This window comes from Massilia aurea (assembly GCF_040790145.1).
Classification (GTDB): domain Bacteria; phylum Pseudomonadota; class Gammaproteobacteria; order Burkholderiales; family Burkholderiaceae_D; genus Telluria; species Telluria aurea_C.
The window spans coordinates 1-23,008 of record NZ_JBFMMP010000003.1; the positions used below are offsets into that span (position 1 = coordinate 1).

Consider the following 23,008-nt stretch of genomic DNA (forward strand, 5'->3'; position numbering starts at 1 on the left):
CTTCAGTTCAATCTCTGTTTGTTGGCATTTCTGCCACCGCTATTGCTAGCGGGTCGCTCACTCAAAATACTGACCGTTATCTCATTGCTGAGACAACGTATTTCTTTTTTGTGAACATTTGATAATTTAAGTAATCAAAGACCGAAGTCTTTGGCACCTTCATCAAACGCCCACACTTATCGACTGTTAATTTTTAAAGAACTTTATTCGGTGCTGCTTCATCTGCCGCTTGCTTCGAATCGTTTTGTTCGCTGCAGCAGAGGAATGAGATTATGCTCGACCTGCTGAGCTACGTCAACAGCTTATTTTTCAAACTCATGACAAATTTTCGTTCATGCACGGACGCAAAGGCCGCTACTCCCGCAGCGTCACCGTGGTGTGGCTGGGGTCAGCCTTGATCTTCTCTTGGGTAAATGGCAGGCTCGACCAGCTCTTGCGCGAATACAGCAGCGTCTGGTCGGCATACCATGGCGACGTGGGGTCGACCGACTGGCCATAGGTCAGCATCGCCTGCGCCACCGGCCCCTGGTCATCGAACGTTACAGTCTGGATATAGCTCTGCCCCCAGTGCGCACCCACATAGCCTTGCGCAGTCAAGCCACTGCGCATCGTCAGTGATCCATACGTGCCTTCCTGATTCCCATTGCCGCCGTGAAGGGGAATGCGCACGCCGTTACGCGGCTCGACCTGGTAGTCGCCCAACCGGCCGTCGAGCGGCACACCCAGCGACTGCAGCTTTTCGGCGGCAGTGCGCAGCGCCGCCAGCATGGCCGACATCGCAGTCGGCGCCACGCCGGCCGGCGTATTGACCGGGTCCGCTGGATCGAATGGCCGCGCCCATTTATTTGGAATCGCGGTGGCCAGCGCCCAGAATTCACGGAACAGCACCGCGCCCCGGCTGTCGAGGTCGGCGCGCCGGTCCCACGCTTGCAGCGTCGTGCACGCCTGCTGCACGAGCGCATTGCTCGCGCTGGCGCACGCCGTCAGCAGCTCGGGCAGCACGAGCTCGGTCGCATACACGCGGTTCGAGAACGCCAGCGCCTGCATATCGGCCAGGTTCAACTTGGCTTTCTGGGCCAGCAGATCCTCCACCTGGCGGAACCCGATCCGCGTGCGCAGGCTTTGCTCGACATTCACGCGCCCGTAGAGCGGCGAATAACCCAGCGGCGCCGGGCCGGTGAGCAGCGCTTTCGGATTGGTCAGCCAGTAGCTGTCATTCGAATTGCCGACATAATCGGTGCGCATCATCCAGGGCGCAGTGGCGGGCGCATATATACCCGGTGGGGCACCCGCATCCTGCCCCCAGCCGCACGCGGCGCGCGAGCCATCGAACAGCAACGCCGCCTGCAGCAACAGGCAGCCATTGACGAACTTGTCCGCATTCATGTGCGGCACGACACTTGCGTCCGCATACAGCGTATTGCCGTCGCGGTCGGCCGCCACCGTGTTCACCCATGGCAGCCCCACGACTTGGTCGAGCGAATCCTTCAGCGTGCGCACGCTGGTAGCGGTGCCGATGCCCAGCCATTGCTCGAGCATCCGGGTATTGCTGCGGTTCGGATCGGCCAGCACATAGGCGGCCTGCGCCGTCCAGGTCAGCCCTGCGGCGGGCCGGCTGATAACGGCGCCCTGATGGCTGAAGTAAAAGGTCTTGCTACGCCGGCCGATCAAACCATCGGGCAGCAGTGCCTCGACCGTCACCGTTTTCGCCGTCATCTTGCGTCGCTCGCCGTCATACAGATAGGTGGTGCCGGTGGCGTCGCCAGCGTCCAGCGCCAGCCGGAACGTGGTGAAGTGATTGGCGAACGTGACCGTGTGGCTCCAGGCCACGTCGCGGTTGAAACCGATGACGACCGCCGGCACGCCGCCGATGATCACACCCATCGCGTCGTAGCGCCCAGGCACGGTCAAGTGGGCCTGATAAAAGCGGTCGGTCGTGGTCCAGGGATAGTGCGGGTTGCCGAGCAACAGCCCGCGCCCATTGGCCGATAAATCCTTGCCTACCGCCAGCGCATTGCTGCCAAAGCCTTGCCGGTTAAGCAGATCGAGCTGCGCGACCAGCGACGATGCGTCGATCTTGCGCGGGGCGGTTCTGGCCAACGTCACGGCGGTGCCGGGAACCCTGCCAGCAGCGACAAAGTCACGGGCAAAGGCCTGGCCCGATGCGTGCAGCGCCTTTTCCGCCACCACCAACATCATGTCGTCGAGCGAAATGGGCCGCACCCACCTGGTATTGGCGCAGGCCGCCGGCAACTTGCTGCCGGCATCTTTCAGATAGCGGTTATAGCCCTCAACATAGCCCTCGAGCAGCTCGCGCGGCTGACTGCTGCCGGCGGCATACCCGGCGCGCAATTGCTCGATATCGAGGTAGCCCTTGAAGAAGAAGTCGCTGTCCTCATTGTTCAAATCCATGAAGCCGCTGCCGCCGCCATACTCGTCGCCCGTGCGCTGGCGTGGCCGCGCGTCGCCGCCAAAGAACAGCGACCGCTCGCCGCGCACGGTGAGCACGGCATCGGCGAACATGCAGATATTGTCCTGGGCATAGGCGTACGCGAGCCCGTAGCCGAGGCTGCGGAAGTCGTCGGCCCGCACATGTGGCACGCCGTGCGTGGTGCGTGCGAGCTCGACCGTGATGCGTGAGGCGGTGGCTGGTGGTGGTGGCACGACCGGATCGTCGTGATCCCGACCGCAGGCCCCCAGCGCCAGCACGAGCAATGTTGCAAGCAGAAGACGAAAGGGCGCGGCAGGACGACGACGTTGCATGAGAGACGCTTTCTGCGGCGGGCGCCGCGCGATCGAACCATGACGAGATAAAACCGATGCGGTACTTTAACCCTGAAATAGTTCCAGCGTGCTCAATCTGACGTCGATGCAACACCGACGCCGGAAAGCAAAAAAGCCCACCAGACACCTGGTGGGCTTTCTCTATATAACTAGCCTGACGATAAACTACTTTCACACTGGTTGCAGCACTATCATCGTCGCAAAATCGTTTCACGGTCCTGTTCGGGATGGGAAGGGGTGGGACCGATTTGCTATGGTCATCAGGCATAACTTGCTGGAAAACTGTTCCTCTACTGGGCAACAGGCTTCCTGAATTCCGGCTCGCATTCTAACAAGCAATTTCTGGCGGCGCCAGCTTTATTGCGAAAACCGTTCAAAAACGCGGCAACGGCTGCAGCGCGCCACGCTGCAGGCCGGCTTGCCGCATCGCCGCCTGCACGGCCTCGATGCGCGCGCCCATCGATGGATGCGATGCCAGGTAATGCACCAACGCCGGCATGTCGCCCGCTTCACGCTGCAAGGTTTCAAACAATTCAGTGGCCCCACCGGCATGGCCGTAGCGACATTGCAGGATGGCGAGCGCGGTCGCATCCGCCGCCGCTTCACGGCCCCGCGAATAGCCCGATTCGCCCAGATGCTGCGCCGGCGCCAGCACGCCCGCCGTCCCGCTGCCATCACCTGTGAGTAAAGTCGCCGCGGCAATCAGCACCAGTCGCCGGCCAAACGCGCGCAAGTGATCGCGGTTGGCCATATGCGACAGCTCATGGGCCAGCACGAAGGCCATGCCGTTCTCGGACTGCACGCTGTCGAACAGCGACGACATCACGATCACCACCCCGCCCGGCGCCACCATCGCGTTAGGCGTGTCCGAGCGGTGCACGCGCACCGTTACTGGCGCGCTCACGCCGGCACACGTGCGCATGCCGTCGACCAGCGCCTGGGCCCAGGCTTCGCGCGTGCGCATCGCCGGCTCGCTCGCCGGCGGCGCCCACGCCACCAGCTGCGTCAGCCGCGCCTCGGTCTGCGGCCCCATGCGATCGACGACGACGTCGACCAGCCAGCCCAGCACCAGATAGCCGACGAACACCGCCGCCGAGAGCCCAGCCAGGATCAGCACAAAGTCCTTCAGCGGGTGCCCGGGCGTCACATTATCGTTGTGCTCCGGCAGCGAGGCCTGGTATCTCATGGCGTGGCGGTGTGCTCCATATAATAGATGGCGGTGCCATACGCCAGCACCTCGACGCCGTTGATCTGCCGCTGGTTGCCGGTCAGCGGCATGGTTTCCAGGCGCACGTTGACGATTTCGTGCGCGCCCGGGCAGCTTTCTTTCGGGCGCAGCACCGCTTCGCGCTTGGCCCGGTCAAGCAGCGACTCATACGATTGCACCGGCCCGCCCACGAGCGAGCGCAGCGCCGATGCCGCCTTCTTGAAGTGATCGACCGCCACCACCACGCTGCCTGTGACCAGCTCGCTGCGCGCCACCGGCGCGGACCCGAGCAATTGTTTCAGCGACGTGGCCGGCAAACCCAGCAACGCTTTTTCGCGGGCGTGAATGGCGCGGTAGTGTTTGGCTTCAGCCATGCGGCCAAAGATATAGCCCAGCGCGATCGGTACCGACCAGAACGCGATCAGAAAGAGCAGTTCCATCAGCCGACCGTCACCGCAGTGCCGTATACATAGATCTCGGCGGCGCCGGCGGCCACCGACGAGGTCGAGAAGCGCACATTGACAATGGCATTCGCGCCCATCTGCGTGGCCTGCGCCTGCATGCGCTCGGTCGCCTGGGCACGCGATTCTTCCAGCAACTCGGTATAGCCCTTCAGTTCGCCGCCCACCATATTCTTCAGACCGGCCATGATGTCGCGGCCCACGTGCTTGGAGCGCACCGAGCTGCCGGAGACAACGCCATGGCACGCAGTGATGGCCTTGCCCGGAATGGTTTCGATATTGGTCATGAACATGGATGGCACTTTCTAAAAGAGGAGTGGTCGATTGTAGACACCAATCTTTATTTGAAGCAATGTCAACTGCATAGACACGCGGGCGACAGCAGCAGCACAGTAAAATACCGCCTTCAAATCCCCTCAGCCTGCCGCCACCATGTCGATCCTGCTCACCACCCTGAACGCCCGCTACACGCACGCCTCGCTTGGGCTGCGCTACCTGCTGGCCAATATGGGCCCGCTGCAGGAACAGACGCGCATCCAGGAGTTCGTCACCGGCGCCAAGACCGCCGACCTGGTCGAACGCATCCTGGCGCACGCGCCGCGCATTGTCGGCTTTGGCGTGTATATCTGGAACGTGGAAGAGACCACGCGCCTGGTGGCGATGCTCAAACGCGTTGCGCCCGATGTGAAGATCGTGCTGGGCGGCCCGGAAGTCTCGCACGAGACGGGTGAACAAGAGATCGTCGGGTTGGCCGACTACGTCGTCACCGGCTGGGGCGACGTCACCTTCCCCAAACTGTGCGGCGAGATCCTCAATGGCCCCAAGCCTTTGATGAAGATCCATGCCGGCGTGCAGCCGCCGATGGACGCCATCACCCTGCCCTACGCGCTGTACAACGACGATGACATCGCCAACCGCACCTTGTACGTGGAAGCCTCGCGCGGCTGCCCGTTCAAGTGCGAATTCTGTTTATCGTCGCTCGACAAGACCGCCTGGCCGTTCCCGCTCGACGCCTTCCTGGCCGAGATGGAGACGATGTACGCGCGCGGCGCCCGCCTCTTCAAGTTCGTCGACCGCACGTTCAACCTGAACGTCAAGACCAGCCTGCGCATCATGGACTTTTTCCTCGACAAGATCGCGCAATACCCGGACGACCCGATCTACGCCCACTTCGAGCTGGTGCCCGACCACCTGCCCGATGCGCTGAAAGACACCATCGCCAGATTCCCGGCCGGCGCGCTGCAGTTCGAGATCGGCATCCAGAGTTTCAACCCTGAGGTGCAGTCGCTCGTGAGCCGCCGCCAGAACAACGAGAAGGCAGCCGAGAACATCCGCTGGCTCACACAAAACGCCACCGCCCACCTGCACGTCGACCTGATCGCCGGCCTGCCGGGCGAAGACGTGGCCAGCTTCGCCCGCGGCTTCGATCAACTGGTGGGCCTGGGCGCCGAAGAGATCCAGTTCGGCATCCTCAAGCGCCTGCGCGGCACGCCAATCATCCGCCACACCGAAGCCTTCGGCATGGTCTACGATCCGTACCCGCCCTACACCGTCCTGGCGACCAATAAAATCGACTTCGCCACCATGCAGCGCCTGGTGCGCTTCGCGCGCTACTGGGACCTGGTGGCCAACTCGGGCCGCTTCGCCAACACCATCCCGGTGTTGCTGGGAGAAGCCCCGTTCGACAACTTCATGGCGTTCTCGGACTGGATCTTCACGCGCACCGATGCGACCCACCGCATCGCCCTGGATCGCCTGGCCAAGCTGGTGGCCGAGTACCTGCAGGTGCGCGGCATGGGCCGTATTGACGCGACCAACCTGCTCGCCAGCGACTACGCCGGCAAGGTCGACGCGCCGGCGCGCCCCGTGCCATTGCCGCCGGATGCGGCGCGCGCCGTGGCCCCGTCACGCCAGGCCCGCCATCTGGCCGCCTGATTCACAGCGCCAACATTGTGGCGGCAGGTGCGAATCTCTTTTACACTGGCGCAATGCAGATTGAAAATGCGCCAACATTAACCATTCAACAGTCCGACCAGGGGTCGGGCCAATCTGTCATCGCCAGCGGGGTCTGGCAAGTGCATGGCCTGTCGCAGCGCGGCATTTTAAAAGGGATCACGCGCCAGCTCGCGAGCCTGAAAGATAAATCGGCGTGCACCTGGGACCTGTCCAGCGTCGAGAGCCTCGATCACATCGGCGCCCAGATGTTCTGGAACACCTGGAACAAGCAGCGCCCGCCGCGCCTCACGCTCGATGCGCGCCAGGAAGATCTGTTCAAGCGCATCGAAGAAGCCGGCAAGATCACCCTGCCGCGCCAGCGCACCAGCCCCTTCCACTCGATTATCGTGCTCGGCGCCGGCATGCTCGGCTTCTTCGAGCACCTGCGCAGCTTCATCGGCCTGATCGGCGTCGTGATCCAGGACCTGTGGCGCTTCGCGCGCCGTCCCGCCACCGGCCCGTGGCGCGAAATCTCGGCCAATATCTATCACTCGGGCTTCCAGGCGCTGGGCATCACGGCGCTGGTCGGCTTTTTGATCGGGGTCGTATTCTCTTACCTGTCGTCGCAGCAGCTGAGCAAGTTCGGCGGCGACGCCTTTCTGGTCGATCTGCTGGGTATCGCGGTGATTCGTGAGCTGGGTCCCCTGCTGGCCGCGATCCTGGTCGCCGGCCGGTCCGGCTCGTCGATCACGGCGCAACTGGGCGTGATGCGGGTCACCGAAGAACTCGATGCGATGCTGGTGATGGGCGTCTCGCACGGCTACCGGTTGATCATGCCGAAAGTGATCGCGCTGGCGATCTCGATGCCGCTGCTGGTGGTCTGGACCGACGCCATGGCCCTGTTGGGCGGCATGGTGTCGGCCAAGATCGAGCTGGGCATGTCGTTCCGCTACTTCCTGCAAAAGCTGCCCGATGCGGTGCCGTTCGTGAACTACCTGATTGGCCTGCTCAAGGGCGCGACCTTCGGCGTGCTGATCGTGCTGGTCGCGTGCCATCATGGCCTGCGCATCAAGCCCAATACCGAAAGCCTCGGGCGCGGCACCACGACCTCGGTCGTCACCGCGATCACGGTGGTGATCCTGGCCGACGCGGTGTACGCGATCATCTTCAGCGGAACGGGATTCTGATGGCGAATACGTTCGATCAATCACCCCAGCGCCTGAACCTGCGGCCCGACGAAGACGTGGGCAAGCCGGTCGTCGAGATCCGCAACCTGTGGACGCGCTTCGGCCGCACCGTCGTGCACCAGGACCTGAACCTGGACATCTACAGCGGCGAGATCCTGTCCATCGTCGGCGGCTCGGGCACCGGCAAGACCGTGCTGCTGCGCCAGATGCTCGGCCTGGAGCGCCCGTCGCAGGGCAGCGTGCACGTGTTCGGCGAAGACATCAGCGCGGCCCGGCCCGAGCAGCTGCAACGCATGCGCAACCATTGGGGTATGCTGTTCCAGCAGGGGGCCCTGTACTCGGCGCTGAACGTGTTCGACAACATCGCCCTGCCGATGCGCGAGCTGCATGCACTGCCCGAAGACGTGATCCGCGACGCCGTGCTGCTCAAGATGGACATGGTGGGCCTGGGGCCGGAACACGCGGCCAAGATGCCGGCCGACCTGTCCGGCGGCATGGTCAAGCGCGCCGCGCTGGCGCGCGCACTGGCCCTCGAGCCGCAGTTGCTGTTCCTGGATGAACCGACTGCGGGCCTCGATCCCGACCTGTCGGACGCCTTTGTCACGCTGATCCAGACGCTGCACCGCGAACTGAAGCTGACGGTGGTGATGGTCACGCACGATCTGGACACGCTGTTTGCACTGTCCTCGCGCATCGCGGTGCTGGCCGAAAAACACGTGCTGGCAGTGGGCCCGTCGTGCGATGTGCTCAAGGTCGAGCACCCGTTCATCAAACACTTTTTCCTGGGCCCGCGCGGCCAGCGGGCGCTGGAAGTGCTCGACGAGCGCCAAGCTCAAAACGGACACCCGAACGATTTGGAGAATCACTAATCATGGAAAACAGGTCACATGCCCTGATGACCGGCATCTTCACCATTGCCCTGCTGGTGGCGACGGTGCTGATCGGCCTCTGGTTCAACCGCGACAAGACCGAGCTGGTGCCGTACGAGATCGTCACCACCCAGTCGATCCCCGGCCTGAACCCGCAAGCCACGGTACGCTACCGGGGCCTGGAGATCGGGCGGGTCGACACGATCGTGTTCGATCCGCGCGTCACCGGCCAGATCCTGATTCGGCTGTCGGTCGATGAAGCCTCGCCGATCACCAGCACCACCTATGCGTCGCTCGGCTACCAGGGCGTGACCGGCATCGCCTTTATCCAGCTCGATGACGAGCGCACCGGGTCGCCGCTCCTGAAAACAGAGCCGGACGCGATCGCACGCATCCCGCTGCGGCCTGGCCTGCTCGACCAGCTGGAAGACCGTGGCCTGGCCATCCTGGTCAAGGCCGAACAGATCACGGCCAGCCTCGACGAGCTGCTCAGCCCTGAAAACCGCGCCACGATGGTCGGCGCGTTCGAGAGCGTCGACCGCGCCGCCGAAGCCTACGCCGCGATCCCGCAGCGGCTCGACCCCGTGCTGGACCAGCTGCCGGCGCTGGTCACCAAGGTCGATCGCAGCATGGACTCGATCAACGGCCTGGCCACCAGTGCCACGGCGATGACGCGCAACTACGACAACCTGGCCACGCGCCTGCAAGCGCCGGACGGCCCGATCGAACGCCTGAACACCACCATCGGCGCGCTCGGCGCGGCCACCAGCGAACTGGAACTGGAAACGCTGCCGCACGTGGTGCAGATGACCGACGAAGCGCGCGCCTCGCTGCGCGCCGTGCGGCGCACCGCCAACTCGTTCTCCGACCGCCCGCAAAGCATCCTGTTCGGCACACCGGGCGACGCGCCCGGCCCGGGCGAGCCGGGCTTCGCGCCCCCGACCAAATGAGGACCACCGTGAATCTCCGAGCTTCTTCTACCGCCGCCGCCATCGCTTGCGCCTTGATGCTGGCCGGCTGCGCCAGCATCAAGGGTGCACCGAATACCATCTATGATTTCGGCGCGCCATCGGCCCAACTCTTCACGCCCGCCAATCCGTCGTCGCAACTGCCCCCGATCGTGGTGATGGACGCCACCGGCGCCGCGGCCCTCGACAACGAGCGCATGTTCTATCGCCTGAACTACGCCGATCCGATGCAGGCCCGCACCTACGCTGGCAGCCGCTGGAGCGGCACGCCGCTCGACCTGGTCACGCAGCGCATCAAGGTGCGCCTGTCGCAAGCCGGTGTCACGGTACTGTCGGCCACCGACGCCGCCAACCGCGTGCCGGTCCTGCGCATCGAGATCGACGACTTCGTGCAGGCCTTCTCCAGCACCAGCGCGAGCCAGGGCGAGATCATGCTGCGCGCGTCGGTCTTTAACGACCACCGCCTGGTGGGCCAGCGCAGCTTTGCGCATAGCGCTCCCGCACCGAGCCAGGACGCCGCTGGCGGCGTGGCGGCGCTGGCGGTCGGCACCGACCGCATCGCGGGCGATCTGAAGAACTGGCTGTCGACCCTCGACCTGCAGGGCAAATGAGCGAACCGGCCATTTCCGCCGAAGTCGCCGCCGGCCGTTCGCGCGGCTCGCCAATCGTGCGCGCCGCGCTGCTGGCGTATCTGCTGTTGATCATCTACGCCAGCTGGTTTCCGTTCACCGGCTGGCGCGACACGGGCGTGGCGCCCCTGGCGTTCCTGAACCTGGTCAAGCAGCGCTACTACACGGGCTTCGACGTGGGCGTCAACATCGCCGGCTACATCCCGTTCGGGATCCTGCTGGTGCTGTCGTTCTATCCGCGCGTGCGCGGCGTCTGGGCGGTGCTGCTGGCTGCGCTGGTCGGCATTCTCACCACTGGCGTGATGGAAACCGTGCAGAACTTCCTGCCCAGCCGCGTGCCCTCGAACCTCGATTTCGTCACCAATGCCGGCGGCGCGCTGCTCGGCGCGGTGCTGGGCGCCGTGTGGGCGCCAAGCCTGCTCGATCGCAGCCGCCTGTTCAAATTGCGCCAGCGCTGGTTCGCGCCGCATGCGAGCCAGGGCCTGGTGCTGGTGGCCATGTGGCCGCTGGCGCAGATCTATCCGCAGAGTTACCTGTTCGGCCACGGCCAGGTGCTGCCCATTGTCTCCGGCTGGCTGTCGTCGTGGTTCGATACCGAGATCGACCTGGTGGCCATGCTGCGCCCCGGCTTGACGATGAGCGTGGAGCAGTACTGGCTGTCCGAGACCATCATCACCGCCTGCGGCATGACCGGCGCGGCGCTGACCCTGATGTGCCTCGTGCGGCGCGGCGCACCGCGCTTCTGGCTGATGGCGGCCCTGCTGGCGACGGCGCTGGTGCTCAAGGCGTTCGCCAGTTCGCTGCTGTTCCGGCCCGATAACGCGCTGGTGTGGGTCACGCCGGGCGCCGAAGGGGGCTTCCTGATCGGCCTGATCATGCTGTCGGGCCTGGTGTTCGCGCCGCAGGTGGCGCAGCGGCGCCTGGCGGTGGTGACGCTGGTGCTGGCGCTGGTGGTCGTCAATACGATCCCGGTGAACCCGTATTTCTCGTCCACGCTGCAGGGCTGGGTACAGGGTAAATTCTTGAACTTCAATGGTGCGGCGTGGTTCCTGTCGCTCAGCTGGCCCTTCTTCGCACTGTGGTTCCTGCTGCTGCCGTCACATAAACTCAATCGCCAGTAAGATAATACTTCCGCCTCTTTCGACGAGAACGCCATGACCGACCAACCGTTTTACCAGCACCACGTATTTTTCTGCATGAACGAGCGCGAAGGTAAAGACGCGCGCCAGAGCTGCGGCAAGTGCGGCGCTGAAAAAGCCCAGAAACATGCCAAGAAGCGCATCAAGGAACTGGGCCTCAGCGGCCAGGGCAAGGTGCGCGTCAACCAGGCGGGTTGCCTCGACCGCTGCGAAGAAGGCCCCGTGCTCGTGGTCTATCCGGAAGGCGTCTGGTACACCTACGTCGATAACGAAGACATCGACGACATCATCGATACCCATCTGGTCGGCGGCAAGGTCGTCGACCGTCTCAAGATCTGACCATGAACATCCACTCGCAAAAATTCTATCTCGACGGCGACGCCGGCAAGATGCAGTGCCTGCTCGACCTGCCCGAGGCCGAACCGCGCGGCATCGCGCTGGTCGCGCACCCGCACCCGCTGTACGGCGGCACCATGGAAAACAAGGTGGCCCAGACACTGGCGCGCACCTTCGTCACGCTCGGCTATGCCGTGGCGCGCTTTAACTTTCGCGGCGTGGGCGAGTCCGAAGGCGTGTACGACGACGGCCGTGGCGAAGTGGACGATATGGCCATCATGTACGAGCACATGCGCGCACGCTATCCCGACCTGCCGATCACGCTCAGTGGCTTTTCGTTCGGCACCTTCGTGCAGGCGCAGTTCGCACAGCGCCTGGATGCTGAAGGCCGCGCGCCCGAGCGCCTGGTATTGGTGGGCACCGCGGCCGGCAAATGGCCGATGCCGCCCGTGCCGCAAGACACCATTTTGATCCACGGCGAGCTCGACGATACGATCACGATGCAGCAAGTGTTCGACTGGGCGCGCCCACTCGATATCCCGGTGACCATCATCCCGGGCGCCGATCACTTCTTCCATCGCAAGCTCGGCCATATTAAAAATCTGGTCGTTCAACTGTGGCGCCGTGACATTTAACGCCCACACTCCCCTATAATCATTCCCTTCTCTTGAGGCAATGCCCCCGGCATTGCCTTGCGCTTTACCACCGCTTCACCTTTTACAATGACGAACGTTTCCATGAAAAAACTGTTAGCGGCATTCGCCGCCAGCCTGGTGATGGTCTCGGCCAGTGCGCAGACCGTACCGGCTCCTTCCATCGCAGCCAAGTCGTGGTTGCTGCTCGACTCCACGAGCGGCCAGGTCATCGCTTCGCAAGACCAGAACATGCGCATCGAGCCGGCATCGCTGGCCAAGATCATGACGGCGTATGTCGCGTTCTCTGCCATCCGCGACAAGCGCCTGTCGATGAACCAGATGGTCAATGTGTCCGAGCGCGCCTGGAAAGTCGACAGCAGCAGCTCGAAGATGTTCATCGATCCGCGCGTGCCGGTCTCGATCAGCGACCTGCTGCACGGCCTGATGATCCAGTCGGGTAACGACGCCGCCGTCGCGATCGCCGAAGCCGTCGCCGGCGACGAAGCCACCTTCGTCACGCTGATGAACCGCGAAGCCCAGCGCCTCGGCCTGAAAGCCACGCGCTTTGCCAATCCGCACGGCCTGCCGGACGCGAACAACTACTCGACCGCCGCCGACCTGGCCAACCTGGCCTCGCACGTGATCCGCGACTTCCCCGAGTTCTACAAGATCGACTCGATCAAGCAGTTCACGTACAACAAGATCACCCAGCAGAACCGCAATCGTCTGCTGTGGCTCGACCCGACCGTCGACGGCATGAAGACCGGCCACACCGATTCGTCGGGCTACAGCATGATCTCGTCGGCGCGCCGCCCGAACGGCAGCACGGGCGAGCGTCGCCTGATCGCCGTCGTGCTGGGCACCAGCTCGACCGAAGTGCGCACGCAAGAAAGCCAGAAGCTGCTGAACTGGGGCTTCCAGAACTTCGACACCGTCAAGCTGTACTCGAAAGGCCAGGCGATCCAGAGCCCGCAGATCTGGAAAGGCACGCAGCCGACCGTCAAGATCGGCTTCACGCGCGACATCCTGGTGACCGTGCCGAAGGGCGTGGCCGGCAAACTCAAGCCGGTGCTGGAGCGCCGCGATCCGCTGGTCGCGCCGCTGGCGCGCAACGGCGCGGTGGGCACGCTCAAGATGACGGTCGACGGCAAGCCGCTGCTGGTGCTGCCGGTGGTGGCGCTGGAAGAAGTCCAGGAAGCGAGCATCTTTGGCCGCGCCTGGGATTCGATGCGCCTGTGGATGCAGTAAATCGGTCTTAACCAATGGAAAGCCCGCCTGCGTACTGCCGCTGGCGGGCTTTTTTTTGCCGTTATAATCGTGACATCCCGTCATGACGAAAGAATCAACATGCCCGCCTCGCTGCCTGCCGACCTGCGCTGCCCCCGTATCCTGACGCGCGAAGGTGGCCCGGAGCTGTCGCGCATCGTCGCCGGCATGTGGCGCATGACCGAATGGGCCATGCCGGTCGCGGCGCGCGTCGCCTTCATCGAACAATCCATCGCGCTGGGCGTGACCACGTTCGACCACGCGGACATCTATGGCGACTACGGCGTCGAGACGCTGTTCGGCGAAGCCCTGCGCGCCCAGCCTTCGCTGCGCGAGCGCATCGAACTGGTGAGCAAGTGCGGCATCCGGCTCATGTCGGCCAAACATCCCGGCCACTCGATCCAGCACTACGACACCGATGCGGCGCACATCATCGCGTCGGCCGAGGAATCGCTGCGCCGGCTGCATACCGATCACCTCGACCTGCTGCTGATTCATCGCCCCGATCCGTTGATGAATTTCGACGAGGTCGCCGACGCCTTCACGCGCCTGCAGAAGGCCGGCAAGGTGCGCCACGTGGGCGTGTCCAATTTCACGCGGCACCAGTTCGAGTCGCTCAATCGCCGCGTGGCCCTGAGCACCAATCAGGTCGAGTTCTCGCCGCTCGTGACGACGCCGCTGTTCGACGAAACCTTCGACGGCCTGCAAGACCTGGGCGTGGCGCCGATGGTCTGGTCGCCACTCGGCGGCGGGCGCCTGTTCGACCCGGCCAACGAGCGCGCGGCCCTGCTGCGTCAGACGATCCAGGGCATCGCCGAGCGCCTCGATCAACCGTTCGCCAGCGTGGTGTTCGCGTGGATCATGCGCCTGCCGAGCCGACCGATTCCGCTGACCGGCACCGGCCGCATCGCGGCGATCGCCGATGCGGTGAAGGGCACGACGTTCGAACTGGCGCGCGAGGACTGGTTCCACATCCTGCGCGCCGCGCGCGGCCACGAGGTGGCCTGACATGCTCGAAGCCCACGTCAAGATCGTCGAAGGCAAGGCGCTCAGCGCGCCGCAAAAGAAGGATCTGCTGAACCGGCTGGCGCGGATCGAGGGCCAGCTGCGCGGCGTGCAAAAGCTGATCGCGCTGGCCGACACGCCATCCGATTGCGACGCGGTGGCGCAGCAGATGGCGGCGGCGCGCAAGGCGCTCGACCGCTCGTTCGTGCAGTTGCTGACCGCGTCGATCGTGACCCAGACGGGCGACGCGGCCGATCTGGCGGAGGCACGCGCGCGCGCCGCGCACCTGGCGGCGATGCTCGACAAATTCGCCTGAGTGGGGACGAGGCGTAGGGTTGGCGGGTTCCTCGCCAACCCTACTCGTCTTCGTAGACTTTCGGCTGCGCCACGCCGCGCCAGCCCATCTTCCAGCCGATATTGAGCAGCAGCGTCAGGCACACATACACCAGGAAGAACAGCACGAAGAAGCGCGTCTGCAGCACGGCCAGCAAGGCCGCGCACACGGCGACGATCACGATCATCATCTTGCCGCTCGGGTGCTTGGAGCTGGGGAAGCGGATCGTCGAGACCATCAGCGCGCCGACCGCCACCATCAAGGCAGCGACCATGAAGGCCGGCGCCATCTGGGTGACCGGATCGGGCCAGGCCACGACCACGGCCGACACGCAGGCCGCGCCGGCGGTGATTGGCATGCCAACGAAATAACGCGGGTCGGTGCGGTCCTTGCTGATATTGAAGCGCGCCAGGCGCAGCGCGCCGCAGGTGACGAACACGAAGCAGGCCAGGCCGCCCATGCGCACCAGCGTCGGATGCATGTCGTTCAGTTGCGTGAAGCCGTAACAATACAGGAGCAGGCCCGGTGCACAGCCAAAGTTCATCACGTCGGCGATCGAATCGAGCTGCATGCCGAAGCTGGACTGGGTATTGGTGGCGCGGGCCACGAAGCCGTCGAGCGCATCGAACACGCCGGCCAGCACCAGCAAAATGGCGGCCAGGCGAAAATCGGCCGGGTCGCCCACGCGCGCATTGTCGACCGAGATCACGATACTGGCGAAGCCGCAGGCGATCGACAGCAACGTGACGGAACTCGGCAAGGCGAACTTGGCGCGTGCGAGGCGTTGTTGGTTAATTGGCTTCAATGGACGGCTCGACAAGATAAATGATGGCTTATTCTACAGGCTGCAAAATATGGTGGTTGCGCGTTGACGTCACCACCCGCCATGCCGCGCCGATTTGTCCTAGAATATCGAATTAAGCCCGTATTGACAGGAGTTGCAAGATGAGCTATACGCCGCGTTGGCATGTATCTACCCCGGCCCTGACCGCAGTCCTGGCCGCGGCGTTGAGCCTGACCGCCTGTGGCAGCAGCGATAGCGACAGCCCTTCCGGCCAGGTCATGGGCGGCACCGCGGTCAGCCCCGACGCATCTGTCGCACCGGAACCCACCGGCGTCGCGGCGCCGACGCAGACCGGCAACATCGCCGTCGACGGGCGCAACTGGATCAACTATCGGCGCGGCCAGATCGGCGTGCCGGCCGTGCCCGAGAACGCGCAGATCAACAACGCCGCGCTCGGGCACTCCGACTACCTGCGCCTCAATAACATCATGAGCCACGACCAGGTCGCCGGGCGCCAGGGCTTTACCGGCGCCGATCTGGGCGCGCGCCTGAACGCGGCCGGCTACACGCTCAGCGCCGAGCGCGGCTACGCCTACGGCGAAGTCATCTCCGGCAGCAGCAGCGGCTCGGGCTTCTACATGGCCGAAGAACTGATCACGGCGATCTACCATCGCTTCGTGATCTTCGAACCGATGTTCCGCGAGATCGGCACCGGCGCGGCCACCGCCAGCAGCGGCTACCGCTACTTTACCGCCGATTTCGCCAGCCGCGATGGCTACGGCCCCGGCATCGCGCGCGGCACGCTCGTCACCTGGCCGTTCAATGGCCAGACCCAGGTCGTGCCGAACTTCTTCAGCAACACCGAGCAGCCCGACCCGGTCCCGAACGCCAACGAAGTGGGCTATCCGATCAGCGTGCACACCAACCTCGATTCGAACGTCACGGTCACGAGCTTTACCGTGCGCCCGCGCGGCGGCAGTGACCTGGCCGTACTGCGCGTCGATCCGCTCTCGACCAGCAAGCCGGCCGCCTCCATCGTCCCGCTCCAGCCGCTGCGCGCGGCCACCACCTACGACGTCAGCTTCACCGGCACGGTCAACGGCGCGGCCGTCACGCGCGCCTGGTCGTTCACCACCCGGTGACGGCCGCCCCGACCGGCAACACCGCAGCCATCATCGACCTGGCCGCGGGCCTGGACCGGGTCATGGGCGACACCGCCATGTTCCTGCGCCTGCTGGCGCGCTTCGCCGGCGACTACCGCAACCTGACCACGCGCCTGCACGCCGCTCTCGATGTCGGCGACGCGGTGCTGGCGCAGCGCATTGCCCACACGCTCAAGGGTGCGGCCGGCATGCTCGAGGCGCGCCATCTGCGCGGCCTGGCGCTCGACGTCGAACTGGCGCTCAAGTCCGGCGGCGCCGCGCCGACGGCACTGATCGATGCCCTCGACGCCGAACTGGCGCGGGTGCTGGTGGAAGTGGATGCGCTACTTGCGGCGTCGGATGCGCCGCAGTCAGCGGTGGCGTTGGCAGCGCTGCCGGTCGATGCGCGTGACGTGGCGCGGCTGCGCGCGATGTTGGATGTCGGCGACGGCGGCGCGCCCGAACTGGTGGCGCTGCTGCGGCCACGCCTGTTGGTCACGCTGGGCAGCGAGCGCATGGCGGCCTTGGACTCAGCCGTCAGGCGCTTCGATTTCGAGCATGCATTGGTATTGCTGGGGTACGTCGGCGACGCGCCGGCGACCGGCATCAACGTGTGAACTCGGCCTCTTCGTCGAAGGCGTCGGCGCAGGGCTTGCCGCAGAATCGCCGCACGCTGTCGAGCGGCTTTTCGCAATACCAGCACGATCCCTTGGCGGGCAGGCTGGCGCGGTTGGGCATGGCGCTCACGGCGGCGGCGGCCGAGACGGATGGCGGCTCCAAGGGCCGTCCACTGTCCGGAAAACTCTCGTAATTCGTTTCCAAGATCCACCCCCTGATACGGCAACCTGAAGTCAGAGAAAGATTACTTCAGTGGAACTCCGTACACATGAGAAAGCGCAAGCCGGAGCCCAACTAGCGAACCCATCGCTACGGTTCGTGGCTTTTAGTGTGCGCCCAATGCAGGGCGGGTGCAATCCCTGAACTGACGTGTCAGCGCAATTTGACACGACCGCAACGTTTCCGTTGCAAGAGCCAGCGCGCAGTAGCCAAAGCGTCGCGCAAAGCCTACCCAGCCATACTTATTTTGCCGGTTCGAGCGTGACCAACAGGCCCGTGCGCGTGGTCTGGATGCGGGTCGGTACGAATTGCACGCCGGCGTAGCGCAAGTCTTTCTGGTCGAACGCATACACCGGCATATCGCGCGCGACGGTGTCGATCAGGGTATTGGCAACGCGCATCAACTGGCGCTCGGCGTCGGGATTGCCTAGCTGCAGGCGGTCGACGCGCGGCTCGGCCATCATGACGGCGGCGCGGCCCGGGTCGACGTACAGGCGACCCGAGAACGCCACGTTGCCAGCCCAGGCGCGCGCGAACGGCGGGGCCACGGATGCATCCACAGCCAATGCGACACGGTCCTGGTCCGGCACCAGCGACAGTTGCGGCCGCGTGAGCTGGACATCGAAGATCTCGAGCAGGCGCTCGTTGATGGGGAAGCGCTTGTCGAGGCCAGATTGCAGCTTGTGTAACGGCAGCTCGACCTGTCGCGGGCCGAGGACGCTGGCGCAGGATGAGAGCAGGCTGGCGCCGGCGAGTATGGCGGCAAAGCGCAGCGCCGTGCGGCGCCTGGAATGGGTGAGTTGGGTGTCCATGGCCCAAGCCTAGCATGCCCGGCGCTGGCGCACCCAATGCTTACTTCCCGATACAGAACCGCCCAAAAATCACCCCCAGCAAATCATCCAAAAGCCAGTGTCAGGTCTGACATTTGGACACGGGCTCAGCCTTACAATTAAATCAGCTTGCCTGACAGGTGCCTGACAAATTCGGCATAGGCGCTAGCGTAGGGCTCGTGTCCGAATGTCAGACCTGACACCGGCTGGAATGTCAATTAAATCAGCTTGCCTGACAGGTGCCTGACAAATTCGGCATAGGCGCTAGCGTAGGGCTCGTGTCCGAATGTCAGACCTGACACCGGCTGGTTTGACACCGGCTGGTTCTGGCTAGTTTTCCTTGATGCACGCGACGTCTACTTCCCGATACAGAACCGCCCAAAAATCACCCCCAGCAAATCATCCGGCGTGAACTGCCCGGTGATGCTGGACAGCTGATCCTGCGCCAGCCGCAGTTCTTCGGCGAACAGATCCAGCGACTGATCGTCCTGCATCGCATGCTGGCGCGCCAGTTCCAGGTGTTCGCTCGCTGCGCGCAGGGCGATCAGGTGTCGTTCGCGCGCCAGAAACAGTGACTCGCCCGTCTGCTGCCAGCCGGCGATGCGCAGCAGTTCGGCGCGCAGCAGGTCGATACCCAGCTTTTCATGGGCCGACAGATACAGGTGCACGGCATCCACGCTTTCGTCCTTCGACGGCTTGTGGCCCGACAGGTCGATCTTGTTCCAGACGCGCACCACCGGCACATTGGCCGGGAAGGCCGCGACGATCGCCTCGTCGGCCGCGCTCGGGCCCAGGTTCGCGTCAAGCAGGTGCAGGATCACGTCGGCCTTGCCCACTTCGCCCCAAGTGCGTTCGATGCCGATGCGCTCGACCACGTCGATCTCGTCGCTGATTGCCCGGATACCCGCGGTATCGATGATATTGAGCGGGATGCCCTCGATCTGGATCGTCTCGCTGACCTTGTCGCGCGTGGTGCCGGCGATTGGCGTGACGATGGCGACGTCGGCCCCGGCCAGCGCGTTGAGAAGTGAGGACTTGCCCACGTTCGGCTGCCCCACCAGCACCACGTTCAAGCCCTCGCGCAGCAGCGCGCCTTGCGCCGCCTGGCGAAACACGTTTTCCAGCGCCGTGATGATCCCGGCGAGCTGGCCGCGCGCGTTCGATTTTTCAAGGAAGTCGATTTCTTCTTCCGGGAAGTCAAGCGTCGCCTCGACCAGCATGCGCAGGTTGGTCGTCTGGTCGACCAGCGTGTGCACGACTTGCGAAAAGGCGCCAGACAATGACTGCGACGCCGACTTGGCGGCAGCTTCGGTGGATGCGTCGATCAGGTCGGCCACCGCCTCGGCCTGGGCCAGGTCGAGTTTATCGTTGAGAAAAGCGCGGCGCGTGAATTCGCCCGGTTCGGCCAGGCGCAGATCGAGCGCACTGCCCGCCTCCAGCACGCGTCCCAACAGCATCTGCAGCACGATCGGACCGCCGTGGCCTTGCAGTTCCAGCACGTCTTCGCCGGTGTACGAATGCGGGCCAGGGAAATACAGGGCCAGGCCTTCGTCGATGATGTCGCCGTTGGCGGCCTTGAACGGGATGTAGGTGGCGTGACGCGGCGCGAGTGTCACGCCGGGGAACAGGGCGTCGATCAGGGTGCCGAGCGACTTGCCGGAGGCGCGCACGACGCCGATGCCGCCGCGGCCGGGGGCGGTGGCGATGGCGGCGATGGGTGAGGTATCGAGTTTCATGGGGGGATTGTAAGGGATACGGGTGGTGGAAGCGTGGAAGCTATGCTGACTTACTTGGGTTCCCGCCTTCGCGGGAACGACGGTTTTTCGGCTGCGAGCTGCGAATTCGCCGATGACCCGCTTCCTCAGCACGTCATTCCCGCGGAGGCGGGAATCCAAGTCCGCACGCACACCGCCACCTCAAAAAAAACCCGCGCACACGGCGCGGGTTTCTCGCAAAGACCAGCGCAGCTTACTTTGCTGCGGCCGTCTCGAACTTGCGCGTGATGACCCACTGCTGCGCGATCGACAGGATGTTATTCACCACCCAGTACAGCACGAGGCCGGACGGGAAGAAGAAGAACACCACCGAGAACGCGATCGGCATGAACAGCATCATCTTGGCCTGCACCGGGTCGGTCGGCTGCGGATTGAGCTTGGTCGTGATGAACATCGATACCGCGTAGATGATTGGCAGGATGTAGAACGGGTCAGGCTGCGTCAGATCCTGGATCCAGCCGATCCACGGCGCGCCGCGCATCTCGACCGACGCTTGCAGCACCCAGTACAGGGCGAAGAACACCGGCATCTGCACCAGGATCGGCAGGCAGCCGCCCAGCGGATTGATCTTCTCGGTCTTGTACAGCTCCATCGTGGCTTGCTGCATCTTGACCGGATCGCTCTTGAAGCGTTCGCGGATCGCCTGCATTTTCGGCGTGACCACACGCATCTTGGCCATGCTGCGATAACCTGCCGCCGACAGCGGGAAGAACGCCAGCTTGATCAGGATGGTCAGCGCGACGATGGTCCAGCCCCAGTTGCCCAGCATCGCGTGCAGCTGCGTCATGACCCAGAAGATCGGCTTCGCGATCACGGTCAGCATGCCGTAATCCTTCACCAGCTCCAGGCCCGGCGTGATCGTTTCCAGGATCTGCTCGTCCTGCGGCCCCGAATACAGGCGGGAGTCGACCGACACGGTTGCGCCAGGCGCCACGGTGCCCATCGATTGCACGGTGCCGATCGCATACAGGTTGTTGGCGATCTTCTTGGTGAAGATGTCGCGCGGCGCCTTGTCGGCCGGGATGAAGGCCGACACGAAGAAGTGCTGCGAGATCGCGACCCAGCCGTTGTCGGCTTTGGCCGAGTGATCCGCACTGCCCTTTTCGATCTGCTCGAAGGTCAGCTTCTGGTACTTGTCGGTGCTCGTGTACAGGGTCGGGCCGGTGTAGCTTGGCATGAACCACGAATCGGTGGCCGGCTTGGTACCGTCATGCTGCAGCTGCAGGTACAGCGATGGCTGGACCGGCGCGGTGCCGATATTGGTCACGTCATGACGCACGCCGATCAGGTAGTCGCCTTTGCGGAACGTCAGCGTCTTGGTCAGGCGCACGCCGCCCTGCTCCGCATCCATCACCACCTGCACTTGGCCATTGGCGCCCAGGGTGCGCTCGCCGGCACGCACGACGAACGGCGTGGTGTGGTTCGGCAGCACGCCGCTGGCAGTGGTGCCGATCAGGCCAGTCTGGCCCAGGTACACGCTCGGACCGTTCACGCTGAACAGGACCTGGTTCTTGGTCTTGTCGAAGTGATCGCGGAACTTGAGCATTTCCAGGCGCTTGATCACACCGCCGACCGGGTCGATGTCGACCTTGACCACGTCGGTGGTGACGGTGACGACCGGGCTGGCAGCGGCCACCACGGGCGCTCCGCCAGGAACGACAGGCGTGCCTGCCGCAGCGGGCACGCCCGGCACGGCATTGCTGCCGGCTTGCGGAGCGGCCGGTACATCGGACGTCTTTTGCTGGGCAACCTGCGCCGGACGCGCCGGCGAGAACATCGACTGTTTGCCGTTAGCCACCATCCAATTGTTCCAGAGAACAATCAGGGAAATGGCGAACACGATCCACAGGACAGTACGTTTATTGAATTCCATTGGAGTCTTCAGGAGTGGTTGCAACCGCAAGCGGCTGAATGGGATTCCTTGGCGCCTTTAGGCGGCACCGGGTCGAGACCGCCCGCATTCCACGGGTGGCAGCGGCCCACGCGGCGCGCGGCCAGCCAGGAACCGCGTGCGGCGCCGTGGACGCGCAACGCTTCGATCGCGTAATTGGAACAGCTGGGATAGAAACGGCAACGCGGCCCGAGCATCGGCGAGATCAGCAGCTGATAGCCGCGCAGCAGCCAGATGAACAGCGTCTTCATGACGCGTCCACCGGCGCCGGGCGCCGTTGCTGCGACGCGAACAGGCGCGTCAGTTCCACCTTCAACGCGGCCTTCAGGGCCCGGTTCGTGGCCGGGCCATCCTTGCCATTGACCGGACGCGACAAGCGTACGATGCAATCGACAGGCGGCAAGCCGGTGGTGCGGAACAGTTCGCGCGTGATGCGCTTGATCGTGTTGCGCGTGACGGCGCGCGGCGCAAAGCGCTTGGCCGCAACGACGCCCAACCGCGCATGCGGCAGTGCGTTCGGTCGCGTATAGAGCACGAAATGCGCCGTTTTTTGCGCTGGCCGCAAACGAAAAACGGATGAAAATTCATCCGTTTTAACGATGCGCCGAACGCGCGCGAAGTCGTGCGAACCTTCGCCTGTCATCACTGACCGCAACGTGCGGTGTGTGACTTAGACAGCCAGACGCTTGCGGCCTTTGGCGCGGCGAGCGTTCAGGACTTGACGGCCACCACGGGTAGCCATACGTGCGCGGAAGCCGTGCGTGCGCTTGCGACGGACGACGGAAGGTTGGTAAGTACGTTTCATGGTGGTCTCGCTTAAAGCAAAATAAGATGCAAAATCGGGTCTGACTTGTGTCAGATTCGGCGCCGATGACAGTTTCGCAGATCAAGCTCGCGTCATGTCACAGGCCTCTCTTCGCCCGACTACCAGCCGCTGAAATTATCAGCCTGACACGGTGCACGGACGGGGAACCCTGAATTAGACTCTACTTCG

At 64.0% G+C, this 23,008-nt stretch carries 25 protein-coding genes and 1 rRNA gene; 14 read left to right on the forward strand and 12 right to left on the reverse strand.

Annotation, left to right across the window (positions count from 1 at the left end; genetic code table 11):
* Positions 1-354: 354 nt before the first annotated feature.
* The 5 genes from AB2N08_RS06690 to AB2N08_RS06710 all read right to left on the reverse strand — a co-directional run bounded on the left by AB2N08_RS06690 (position 355) and on the right by AB2N08_RS06710 (position 4,745).
* Positions 355-2,763, reverse strand: coding sequence for a penicillin acylase family protein (locus AB2N08_RS06690; RefSeq protein WP_367609863.1), 2,409 nt, complete (start codon positions 2,761-2,763; stop codon positions 355-357).
* Between the two features lie 173 nt (positions 2,764-2,936).
* Positions 2,937-3,049 (reverse strand): 5S ribosomal RNA (rrf, locus tag AB2N08_RS06695).
* Positions 3,050-3,157: 108 nt separating this feature from the next.
* Positions 3,158-3,970, reverse strand: a complete 813-nt coding sequence (locus tag AB2N08_RS06700; protein ID WP_367609864.1) for a M48 family metallopeptidase — start codon at positions 3,968-3,970, stop codon at positions 3,158-3,160.
* Positions 3,967-4,431, reverse strand: a complete 465-nt coding sequence (locus AB2N08_RS06705) for a YbjQ family protein (RefSeq protein WP_367609865.1) — start codon at positions 4,429-4,431, stop codon at positions 3,967-3,969. Before AB2N08_RS06705 ends, AB2N08_RS06700 begins: the two co-directional genes overlap by 4 nt.
* A complete protein-coding gene (locus AB2N08_RS06710) occupies positions 4,431-4,745 on the reverse strand; it encodes a YbjQ family protein (RefSeq protein ID WP_367609866.1) in 315 nt (104 codons plus the stop codon). Before AB2N08_RS06710 ends, AB2N08_RS06705 begins: the two co-directional genes overlap by 1 nt.
* A gap of 139 nt (positions 4,746-4,884) precedes the next feature.
* Between AB2N08_RS06710 and AB2N08_RS06715 the strand changes: the two genes are divergently transcribed.
* From AB2N08_RS06715 to AB2N08_RS06765, 11 genes are all read left to right on the forward strand, one after another.
* The gene (locus tag AB2N08_RS06715) at positions 4,885-6,387 is read left to right on the forward strand and encodes a B12-binding domain-containing radical SAM protein (protein ID WP_367609867.1); all 1,503 of its coding nucleotides are present in this window, start codon (positions 4,885-4,887) and stop codon (positions 6,385-6,387) included.
* A gap of 53 nt (positions 6,388-6,440) precedes the next feature.
* On the forward strand, positions 6,441-7,574 hold the full coding sequence (locus AB2N08_RS06720) for an MlaE family ABC transporter permease (protein ID WP_367609868.1): 1,134 nt from the start codon (positions 6,441-6,443) through the stop codon (positions 7,572-7,574).
* On the forward strand, positions 7,574-8,443 hold the full coding sequence (locus AB2N08_RS06725; protein ID WP_367609869.1) for an ABC transporter ATP-binding protein: 870 nt from the start codon (positions 7,574-7,576) through the stop codon (positions 8,441-8,443). Before AB2N08_RS06720 ends, AB2N08_RS06725 begins: the two co-directional genes overlap by 1 nt.
* A gap of 2 nt (positions 8,444-8,445) precedes the next feature.
* A complete protein-coding gene (locus tag AB2N08_RS06730) occupies positions 8,446-9,393 on the forward strand; it encodes an MlaD family protein (protein WP_367609870.1) in 948 nt (315 codons plus the stop codon).
* 8 nt (positions 9,394-9,401) lie between these two features.
* Complete coding sequence (locus AB2N08_RS06735; RefSeq protein ID WP_367609871.1) at positions 9,402-10,022, forward strand: ABC-type transport auxiliary lipoprotein family protein; 621 nt, start codon at positions 9,402-9,404, stop codon at positions 10,020-10,022.
* Positions 10,019-11,161 (forward strand): VanZ family protein, encoded by a 1,143-nt coding sequence (locus AB2N08_RS06740; RefSeq protein WP_367609872.1) that lies wholly within the window; start codon positions 10,019-10,021, stop codon positions 11,159-11,161. Before AB2N08_RS06735 ends, AB2N08_RS06740 begins: the two co-directional genes overlap by 4 nt.
* A 33-nt stretch (positions 11,162-11,194) precedes the next feature.
* Positions 11,195-11,518, forward strand: a complete 324-nt coding sequence (locus AB2N08_RS06745; RefSeq protein ID WP_367609873.1) for a (2Fe-2S) ferredoxin domain-containing protein — start codon at positions 11,195-11,197, stop codon at positions 11,516-11,518.
* A gap of 2 nt (positions 11,519-11,520) precedes the next feature.
* On the forward strand, positions 11,521-12,150 hold the full coding sequence (locus AB2N08_RS06750; RefSeq protein WP_367609874.1) for an alpha/beta hydrolase: 630 nt from the start codon (positions 11,521-11,523) through the stop codon (positions 12,148-12,150).
* A gap of 102 nt (positions 12,151-12,252) precedes the next feature.
* Complete coding sequence (locus tag AB2N08_RS06755; protein WP_367609875.1) at positions 12,253-13,398, forward strand: D-alanyl-D-alanine carboxypeptidase family protein; 1,146 nt, start codon at positions 12,253-12,255, stop codon at positions 13,396-13,398.
* Between the two features lie 99 nt (positions 13,399-13,497).
* Positions 13,498-14,424, forward strand: a complete 927-nt coding sequence (locus AB2N08_RS06760) for an aldo/keto reductase (RefSeq protein ID WP_367609876.1) — start codon at positions 13,498-13,500, stop codon at positions 14,422-14,424.
* Position 14,425: 1 nt separating this feature from the next.
* Positions 14,426-14,737 carry a metal-sensing transcriptional repressor gene (locus tag AB2N08_RS06765; RefSeq protein ID WP_367609877.1) on the forward strand — a complete coding sequence of 104 codons (312 nt, stop codon included), beginning with the start codon at positions 14,426-14,428 and terminating at the stop codon, positions 14,735-14,737.
* A gap of 40 nt (positions 14,738-14,777) precedes the next feature.
* On the opposite strand, the gene pssA is transcribed toward AB2N08_RS06765, so the two are convergent.
* Positions 14,778-15,560, reverse strand: coding sequence for a CDP-diacylglycerol--serine O-phosphatidyltransferase (pssA, locus tag AB2N08_RS06770; RefSeq protein WP_367609878.1), 783 nt, complete (start codon positions 15,558-15,560; stop codon positions 14,778-14,780).
* A 140-nt stretch (positions 15,561-15,700) separates the two neighbouring features.
* On the opposite strand from pssA, the gene AB2N08_RS06775 reads away from it, so the two are divergent.
* Genes AB2N08_RS06775 through AB2N08_RS06785 form a run of 3 tightly spaced genes read left to right on the forward strand, consistent with a single transcriptional unit; the run spans position 15,701 to position 17,492 of the window.
* Positions 15,701-16,681 (forward strand): CAP domain-containing protein, encoded by a 981-nt coding sequence (locus tag AB2N08_RS06775; RefSeq protein WP_367609879.1) that lies wholly within the window; start codon positions 15,701-15,703, stop codon positions 16,679-16,681.
* Positions 16,678-17,298, forward strand: a complete 621-nt coding sequence (locus AB2N08_RS06780; RefSeq protein WP_367609880.1) for an Hpt domain-containing protein — start codon at positions 16,678-16,680, stop codon at positions 17,296-17,298. Before AB2N08_RS06775 ends, AB2N08_RS06780 begins: the two co-directional genes overlap by 4 nt.
* The gene (locus tag AB2N08_RS06785) at positions 17,295-17,492 is read left to right on the forward strand and encodes a hypothetical protein (protein WP_367609881.1); all 198 of its coding nucleotides are present in this window, start codon (positions 17,295-17,297) and stop codon (positions 17,490-17,492) included. Before AB2N08_RS06780 ends, AB2N08_RS06785 begins: the two co-directional genes overlap by 4 nt.
* A 268-nt stretch (positions 17,493-17,760) precedes the next feature.
* On the opposite strand, the gene AB2N08_RS06790 is transcribed toward AB2N08_RS06785, so the two are convergent.
* From AB2N08_RS06790 to rpmH, 6 genes are all read right to left on the reverse strand, one after another.
* Positions 17,761-18,330, reverse strand: coding sequence for a DUF1439 domain-containing protein (locus AB2N08_RS06790; protein ID WP_367609882.1), 570 nt, complete (start codon positions 18,328-18,330; stop codon positions 17,761-17,763).
* A 374-nt stretch (positions 18,331-18,704) separates the two neighbouring features.
* Complete coding sequence (mnmE, locus tag AB2N08_RS06795) at positions 18,705-20,084, reverse strand: tRNA uridine-5-carboxymethylaminomethyl(34) synthesis GTPase MnmE (protein ID WP_367609883.1); 1,380 nt, start codon at positions 20,082-20,084, stop codon at positions 18,705-18,707.
* 232 nt (positions 20,085-20,316) lie between these two features.
* Positions 20,317-21,996, reverse strand: coding sequence for a membrane protein insertase YidC (yidC, locus tag AB2N08_RS06800; protein WP_367609884.1), 1,680 nt, complete (start codon positions 21,994-21,996; stop codon positions 20,317-20,319).
* 8 nt (positions 21,997-22,004) lie between these two features.
* Positions 22,005-22,265, reverse strand: coding sequence for a membrane protein insertion efficiency factor YidD (gene yidD / locus AB2N08_RS06805; RefSeq protein ID WP_367609885.1), 261 nt, complete (start codon positions 22,263-22,265; stop codon positions 22,005-22,007).
* Complete coding sequence (gene rnpA / locus AB2N08_RS06810) at positions 22,262-22,657, reverse strand: ribonuclease P protein component (RefSeq protein WP_367609886.1); 396 nt, start codon at positions 22,655-22,657, stop codon at positions 22,262-22,264. Before rnpA ends, yidD begins: the two co-directional genes overlap by 4 nt.
* A 27-nt stretch (positions 22,658-22,684) precedes the next feature.
* On the reverse strand, positions 22,685-22,819 hold the full coding sequence (gene rpmH, locus AB2N08_RS06815) for a 50S ribosomal protein L34 (RefSeq protein ID WP_040378179.1): 135 nt from the start codon (positions 22,817-22,819) through the stop codon (positions 22,685-22,687).
* Between the last annotated feature and the right edge of the window lie 189 nt (positions 22,820-23,008).